Annotated in this window: 9 protein-coding genes; all 9 read right to left on the bottom strand. The window is 64.9% G+C overall.

Going from position 1 to position 6,000, the window contains the following annotated elements:
- Positions 1-320 precede the first annotated feature (320 nt).
- The gene (locus C2I19_RS00985; RefSeq protein ID WP_103900861.1) at positions 321-1,952 is read right to left on the bottom strand and encodes a methyl-accepting chemotaxis protein; all 1,632 of its coding nucleotides are present in this window, start codon (positions 1,950-1,952) and stop codon (positions 321-323) included.
- A gap of 201 nt (positions 1,953-2,153) precedes the next feature.
- The gene (locus C2I19_RS00980) at positions 2,154-2,498 is read right to left on the bottom strand and encodes a DUF2069 domain-containing protein (RefSeq protein WP_103900860.1); all 345 of its coding nucleotides are present in this window, start codon (positions 2,496-2,498) and stop codon (positions 2,154-2,156) included.
- The gene (gene tatC, locus C2I19_RS00975) at positions 2,495-3,238 is read right to left on the bottom strand and encodes a twin-arginine translocase subunit TatC (RefSeq protein ID WP_103900859.1); all 744 of its coding nucleotides are present in this window, start codon (positions 3,236-3,238) and stop codon (positions 2,495-2,497) included. Before tatC ends, C2I19_RS00980 begins: the two co-directional genes overlap by 4 nt.
- Complete coding sequence (tatB, locus tag C2I19_RS00970; protein WP_103900858.1) at positions 3,235-3,753, bottom strand: Sec-independent protein translocase protein TatB; 519 nt, start codon at positions 3,751-3,753, stop codon at positions 3,235-3,237. Before tatB ends, tatC begins: the two co-directional genes overlap by 4 nt.
- Before the next feature lie 15 nt (positions 3,754-3,768).
- Positions 3,769-3,975, bottom strand: a complete 207-nt coding sequence (gene tatA / locus C2I19_RS00965) for a Sec-independent protein translocase subunit TatA (RefSeq protein WP_103900857.1) — start codon at positions 3,973-3,975, stop codon at positions 3,769-3,771.
- 37 nt (positions 3,976-4,012) lie between these two features.
- Positions 4,013-4,336, bottom strand: a complete 324-nt coding sequence (locus C2I19_RS00960) for a histidine triad nucleotide-binding protein (RefSeq protein ID WP_103900856.1) — start codon at positions 4,334-4,336, stop codon at positions 4,013-4,015.
- Between the two features lie 15 nt (positions 4,337-4,351).
- Positions 4,352-4,678, bottom strand: a complete 327-nt coding sequence (locus tag C2I19_RS00955) for a phosphoribosyl-ATP diphosphatase (RefSeq protein ID WP_011134176.1) — start codon at positions 4,676-4,678, stop codon at positions 4,352-4,354.
- A 119-nt stretch (positions 4,679-4,797) separates the two neighbouring features.
- Positions 4,798-5,181 (bottom strand): phosphoribosyl-AMP cyclohydrolase, encoded by a 384-nt coding sequence (hisI, locus tag C2I19_RS00950; RefSeq protein WP_103900855.1) that lies wholly within the window; start codon positions 5,179-5,181, stop codon positions 4,798-4,800.
- Entirely contained in the window at positions 5,178-5,942 is a 765-nt protein-coding gene (gene hisF, locus C2I19_RS00945) for an imidazole glycerol phosphate synthase subunit HisF (RefSeq protein WP_103900854.1), read from the bottom strand. Before hisF ends, hisI begins: the two co-directional genes overlap by 4 nt.
- Positions 5,943-6,000 lie beyond the last annotated feature (58 nt).

The following is a 6,000-nucleotide window of genomic DNA, read 5'->3' as shown; positions in this document are numbered from 1 at the left end:
TGTAACTTTCAAACGCGTAGCGCGGCTTGGCCATGGGCCATACCCACGGTCCGTTTGCCCCGAAGTCGCTCGCGGGCATGGCCTCCGGCCAACCCGCGCTACGGAACTGGCTTGGCCCAGGCCAGACGGGAGCAGGCGGCGTCGCCCCCCTCGCCCCAACCCCTCTCCCGCGAGGGGAGAGGGGCTTCCCTGCGGCGAAAGCATGGCGCAAACCGGCCTGGGGCGCGCGCGCCTGGTTTCAACCCGCGCTACGCCTGCTTGTTGAACGTAAAACCCCGGCGCCTGGCCGGGGTGGAAAATAGGCATACGCGGCCGCGAGCTCAGGTGCGGAAGCGCTGCAGACAAGCGTCCAGCTCGCGCGACAACGTCTGCAGCTCGCCGGCCAGCGCGCTGGCCTCGCCTGCCGCCTCGGTGGTCTGGCCGTTCATCTGAGCGATCTGCTCGACGCTGCTCGCCACTTCCTGGCTGGCCTGGCTCTGCTCCTTGATCGCGCCGGCGATGTCGGCGATGCGCTGCACCGAATGTTCGGCCAGCTCGCGGATCTGCCCCAGCGCATCGGCCACGCTGGAGGCGCTGACCACGCCGCTCTCGATGCGGCTGTTGGCCTGCTGCATGCTCTGGCAGGCGCGGCGGGTATCGGCCAGCACGCCGTCGATGTGGCCGGAGATTTCCGTGGTGGCCTGGCTGGTGCGCTCGGCCAGCTTGCGCACCTCGTCCGCCACCACGGCGAAACCGCGGCCCATTTCGCCGGCGCGCGCCGCTTCGATCGCCGCGTTCAGCGCCAGCAGATTGGTCTGGTCCGCGATGTCATGAATCACCCGCACGATGTCGCCGATATCGGCCGAGCGCTGGTTCAGGCCGTCCATCACGGTCGCGGTCTCGGTGATGGCGGTGGCGATCAGGCGGATTTCCCCGGCCGCCTGCTGCGCCAGCTCGCTGCCCGCCGCAGCCTGCTCCATGGTCTGCCGCGCCTGCCGCTCCACATCCTGGGTGCTGTCCGCCACCAGATTGATGCTGACCGACATCTGTTCGATGGCCGCCGCGCCGCTGGCCGCCGCCTCGGATTGGTGAGCCGACGCCGACGACACATGCTCGCTGACCTCGCTCAACTGGCTGGCTGCCTGGGCCAAGTGGGTGGAATGGCCCTGAGACTCCACTACCACGCCGCGCACGCTGTCCACCAGCTTGGCCAAGGAGGCGGCCGCGCTGCCCAGTTCGTTGCGGCCGAAGTCCGGCAGTCGCAGCCGCAGGTTGCGCTGTTCCGACAACTCCTGGTTGGCGTCGCGCATCTGCAGCAGCGGGCGGCGGATGGAGGCGATGATGATCCAGCCCACCAGCCCCCCTATCGCCAGCGCCGCGATGATCTCGGCCAGCATTTGGCCCCGCACGCTGGCCGCCGCGGCGTTGATCTGGTCGTCCAGCAAGCCCACCGCGTCGGCCGCGCTCTTGCCCAGCCCATCCACCACGCCTTCCATCTGGTGGATATTGTCCTTGTACTTCTCCAGCTCCTTGTTCGCGTCGCTCGTGGCCGCGATCTGCTTGGCCTCCACCTGGCCGGTCACCTTGCCGAAACCATCGGCATAGCCGTTCAGCAAGCCGGACAGCTTGCTCAACTGCTGCGCGGCGTCGTCATTGAGCGGGTGCGTGCCGGCCTGGCTGATGGCCTGCTTGGCGTCAGCCAGCGCGTCTTTCCATTTGCCCATATAGCCGGCGCGCTTGCCGTCGTCGGCCAGATTGATGAAGTAGTCTTTCTCGAAGCGGCGCAAATTGCCCATGTCGCGCTGCAGGCGGACGATGTCGGTATAAAAGGCCAGTTCGTGCGAGGTGACCTCCTCGGCCCGCGCCGAGATCTTGCCCAGGCCCAATTGGGCCAGCAGGCCGGTCAGAATGAGCGCCGCCAATAGCAGCGCGAAGCCAAGGGTGATCCTGGCCGCGATAGACAAATTCCGCATGATATTTCCCCATACCCGATCTATTGAATGCCGGCCGGGCTGAGCCCGGTCTCGTTATATGCTGGAATTCTAGATGACGGCCCGGATCGGCAGCCACAACCATGATGCGACTTGGGCTTATTCACGCAAAAGCGGTAGACAAAATGTCAAAAAAAAACCGGCAGCATCGGCCGCCGGTCTCGTTCTGGGAGATTCAGGATCTCATGCCCGTCGTTTGAAACTGCGGGCATAGCCCAGCACGCAGGCGAAAAACACCGCGCTGAGCAAAACCTCGCACCAGGCCAGCCGCTGCGCCAGGCCATGGTCTGCCCAGCCCCGCATCACGCCTTCGGTGAAAAAGGCCAGGATGAACATGCTGGACCACTGGTAGGTATAGAGCCGCCCGGCCAGGATGCCGCGCAAGGGGAACAGCAGCAGCAGGGCCTTGAAGACCAGAAACGATCCGCCGGCGCGCAGCGGCGCCAGCCACAGCTCCCAGGCCAGGGTCAGGGCGATCAGGGCGATCAGCGCGGCCGAGGCGCCGCAACGGCAGGCGTCGCGGCTCATTGGGCGGACTCGGCTTCCGCCGCTCGTCTGGCCTTGCGCTCCATCGCAGACGCCACCAACACTCCCACTTCGAACAATAACCACAGCGGCACCGCCAGCATGGTCTGCGACAGCACATCCGGCGGCGTGACGATGGCTGCGACCACAAAGGCGCCGACAATCACATATGGCCGCGCCTCGCGCAGTTTGGCCACCGTCACCACACCCATCCGCGTCAGCACCACCACGATCACCGGCACCTCGAAGGTGGTGCCGAAGGCCATGAACATGCCGAGCACGAAGGACAGGTATTTGTCGATGTCCGTCATCATGCTGACGCCGGCCGGCGTCACCGCCGACATGAAGTGGAACACCACCGGGAACACCAGGAAATAGGCGAAGGCCATGCCGGTCAAAAACAGCACCAGGCTGGACGCCACCAAGGGCAGCACCAGTTTTTTCTCATGCGCGTACAGGCCCGGCGCGACGAAAGCCCAGATCTGGTACAGCGTGTGCGGCAGCGAGATCAGGAAGGCCGCCAGCATCGTCAGCTTCATCGGCACGAAGAAAGTGGACGTCACCTCGGTGGCTATCATGCTGCCGCCGTGCGGCAAGGCGTCCAGCAGCGGCTTGGCCAGCAGGTGGTAGATGTCGGACGACCAGTGGAACAGGCCGAGGAAGACCACGGCGATGCCCAACAGGGCGCGCACCAGCCGGGTGCGCAGCTCGATCAGGTGCGCCAGCAGCGGTTGTTCATTCATTGATGGGCTTGCGGAGGAGTTGCGATTTGAGGCGCCGGACGATGCTCCGGCATATGGGCGAACAGGTCCAGCTGGTTCTCGTCGCGCGGCGGCGTCTCGGCAGGCGCTTCCGGCGAGACAGGATCCGTTGTCTCGCCCGGGACCTGCGCCTCGGCCTCAGGCGCCGAGCCGCCGTGTATCGTGCGTTCGGCCTCGTGGAACGGCTCCGCCGCCTGCTCGGCCAGCGCGCGCGCCTCGGCCGCGTTCTGGTCTATGGCGTCGCGCACCTGCTGCACTTCCGCCTCCAGTTGGCCGCGGAAGCTGTGCGCTGCGTCCTGCAGATCCTGCCTTATATCGTCCAGTCCCTGCAAATTGGCCTGGTGCTGGATGTCCGCCTTCACGGTGGCGACGAAGCGCTGCGCGCGCGCCAGCAGCGCGCCGACGGTGCGGGCCACGGCGGGCAAGCGCTCAGGCCCCAGCACCACCAGCGCCACCACGCCTATCAGGACGAATTCGCCGAAACTGATGTCAAGCACGACGCGGCACCCGTCTTATTTCTTGTCGGCTTCGCCGTCTATGATCCGGCCGGCTTCCTTGGCCGGCGGCTGGCCTTCCTTGGCGCCTTCGTTCATGCCTTCCTTGAAGCCCTTGACCGCGTTGCCAAGGTCCTTGCCTATATTGGGCAGCTTCTTGGTGCCGAATACCAGAACCACGATCAACAGCACGATCAGCCAATGCCAAATGCTCAGAGAACCCATTGTGACTCTTCCTTCAGTCTAGAAACGGAGGCCGCGCTCAGCCCTTGTGGCCGAACACGTGCACATGCAAATGGAACACTTCCTGGCCGCCGCCGCGGCCGGTATTGATGCCGGTCTTGAAGCCGGACTCCAGCCCCTGCTCCTTGGCCAGCTTGGGCGCCAGGGTCAGAATCTTGCCCAGCACCGCCTCGTGCTCCGGGCCGCACTGGGCCAGCGAGTCGACGTGCTGCTTGGGAATGATCATGAAATGCACCGGCGCGATGGGACGGATGTCGTGGAAAGCCAGCACATCGTCGTCCTCGTAAACCTTGTTGGCGGGGATCTGGCCCGCCACGATCTTGCAGAAAAGGCAATCGCTCATGCTTGTCTTCCGTTATCAGGCTGTGGGTTTGCGCGAGGCTTTCTCGTCCAGACCGGAAATGCCTTCGCGGCGATGCAGCTCCATCACCACGTCTTCCGGGCGCAGGCCATGATAAGTCAATAACACCATGGTATGGAACCACAGGTCGGCCACTTCGCGCACCAGATGCAGCTTGTCCTTGTCCTTGGAGGCCATCAGCGTTTCGGCCGCCTCCTCCGCCACCTTCTTCAGGATGGCGTCCTCGCCCTTGTGGAACAGGGAGGCGACGTAGGAGGACTGGGGCGCGGCCTCGCGCCGAGCCTCCAGCGTGTCGGCGATGTTCTTCAACACATCCGGGGTCATATCGATATCCTTTTCGCCAAAATCCGGCGATTATGCGGGCCAGCCATGGCGCGCTGATGACAGCCGCGCGGCAGGCCATTGTAGCCGGTCCGCCTCCCGCGGCGTTGACCGGCGGCAATTCAGCCGCGGTAAATGCTGTGCGGGTCTTTCAGCACGGCGTCGACAGTCGTCCAGCCGCCGTTCTCGAAGCGGCGGTAAAAACAGCTCTCCCGCCCTGTGTGACAGGCGATGCCGCCGATTTGTTCTATCTGCATCACGATCACGTCGCCGTCGCAGTCCAGCCGCAGCTCCTTCACTGTCTGCAAATGGCCGGACTCCTCGCCCTTTTTCCACAGCTTTTGCCGCGAGCGGCTCCAGTAATGGGCGATGCCGGTGTCGGCGGTCAACTGCAGGCTTTCGCGGCTCATCCAGGCCACCATCAGCACGCGGCCGCTGGCCGCGTCCTGGGCGATGGCGGTGACCAGGCCCTTGTCGTCCCACTTCACTTCGTCCAGCCAGCTCATAGCCTCACCTCGATGCCGGCGTCGCGCATGGCCTGTTTGGCCTGGCCCACCGTGTATTCGCCAAAATGGAAGATGCTGGCGGCCAGCACCGCGTCGGCATGGCCCTCTTTGACGCCATCCACCAGGTGCTGCAGATTGCCGACGCCGCCGGAAGCGATCACCGGGATGGTCACCGCGTCGGACACCGCGCGCGTGAGCGGCAGGTTGAAGCCGGCCTTGGTGCCGTCGCGGTCCATGCTGGTCAGCAGGATTTCGCCGGCGCCCAATTCTTGCATCTTGCGCGCCCATTCCACGGCGTCCAGCCCGGTGCGGTTGCGGCCGCCGTGGGTGAAGATTTCCCAGCGGTCGTTTTCCGGCGTCACCGCCTTGGCGTCCAGCGCGACGACGATGCATTGATTGCCGAAGTGCTCGGACGCTTCGCGCACGAATTCCGGGTTGGTGACAGCCGCAGTATTGATGCTGACCTTGTCGGCCCCGGCGTTGAGCAGGCGGCGGATATCGGCGATGCAGCGCACGCCGCCGCCCACCGTCAGCGGAATGAATACCTGGTCCGCCACCGCTTCGATCACGTGCAGGATGATGTCGCGCTGGTCGGAACTGGCGGTGATGTCGAGAAAAGTCAGTTCATCGGCGCCCTGCTCGTTGTAGCGGCGGGCGATTTCCACCGGATCGCCGGCGTCCCTGAGGCCCAGGAAGTTGACGCCCTTGACCACGCGGCCGGCGGTCACGTCCAGGCAGGGAATAATGCGTTTGGCAAGCATGTGCGTTTCCAGAATGCTACAGGCGCGACAAACGGCGGGACCGGCCCGCCATTCGCCG

The sequence above is a fragment of the Chromobacterium alticapitis genome (genome assembly GCF_002924365.1).
Classification (GTDB): domain Bacteria; phylum Pseudomonadota; class Gammaproteobacteria; order Burkholderiales; family Chromobacteriaceae; genus Chromobacterium; species Chromobacterium alticapitis.
Note: the sequence above shows the minus strand (reverse complement) of the source record. Positions and strands in the feature narration are given on the sequence as shown.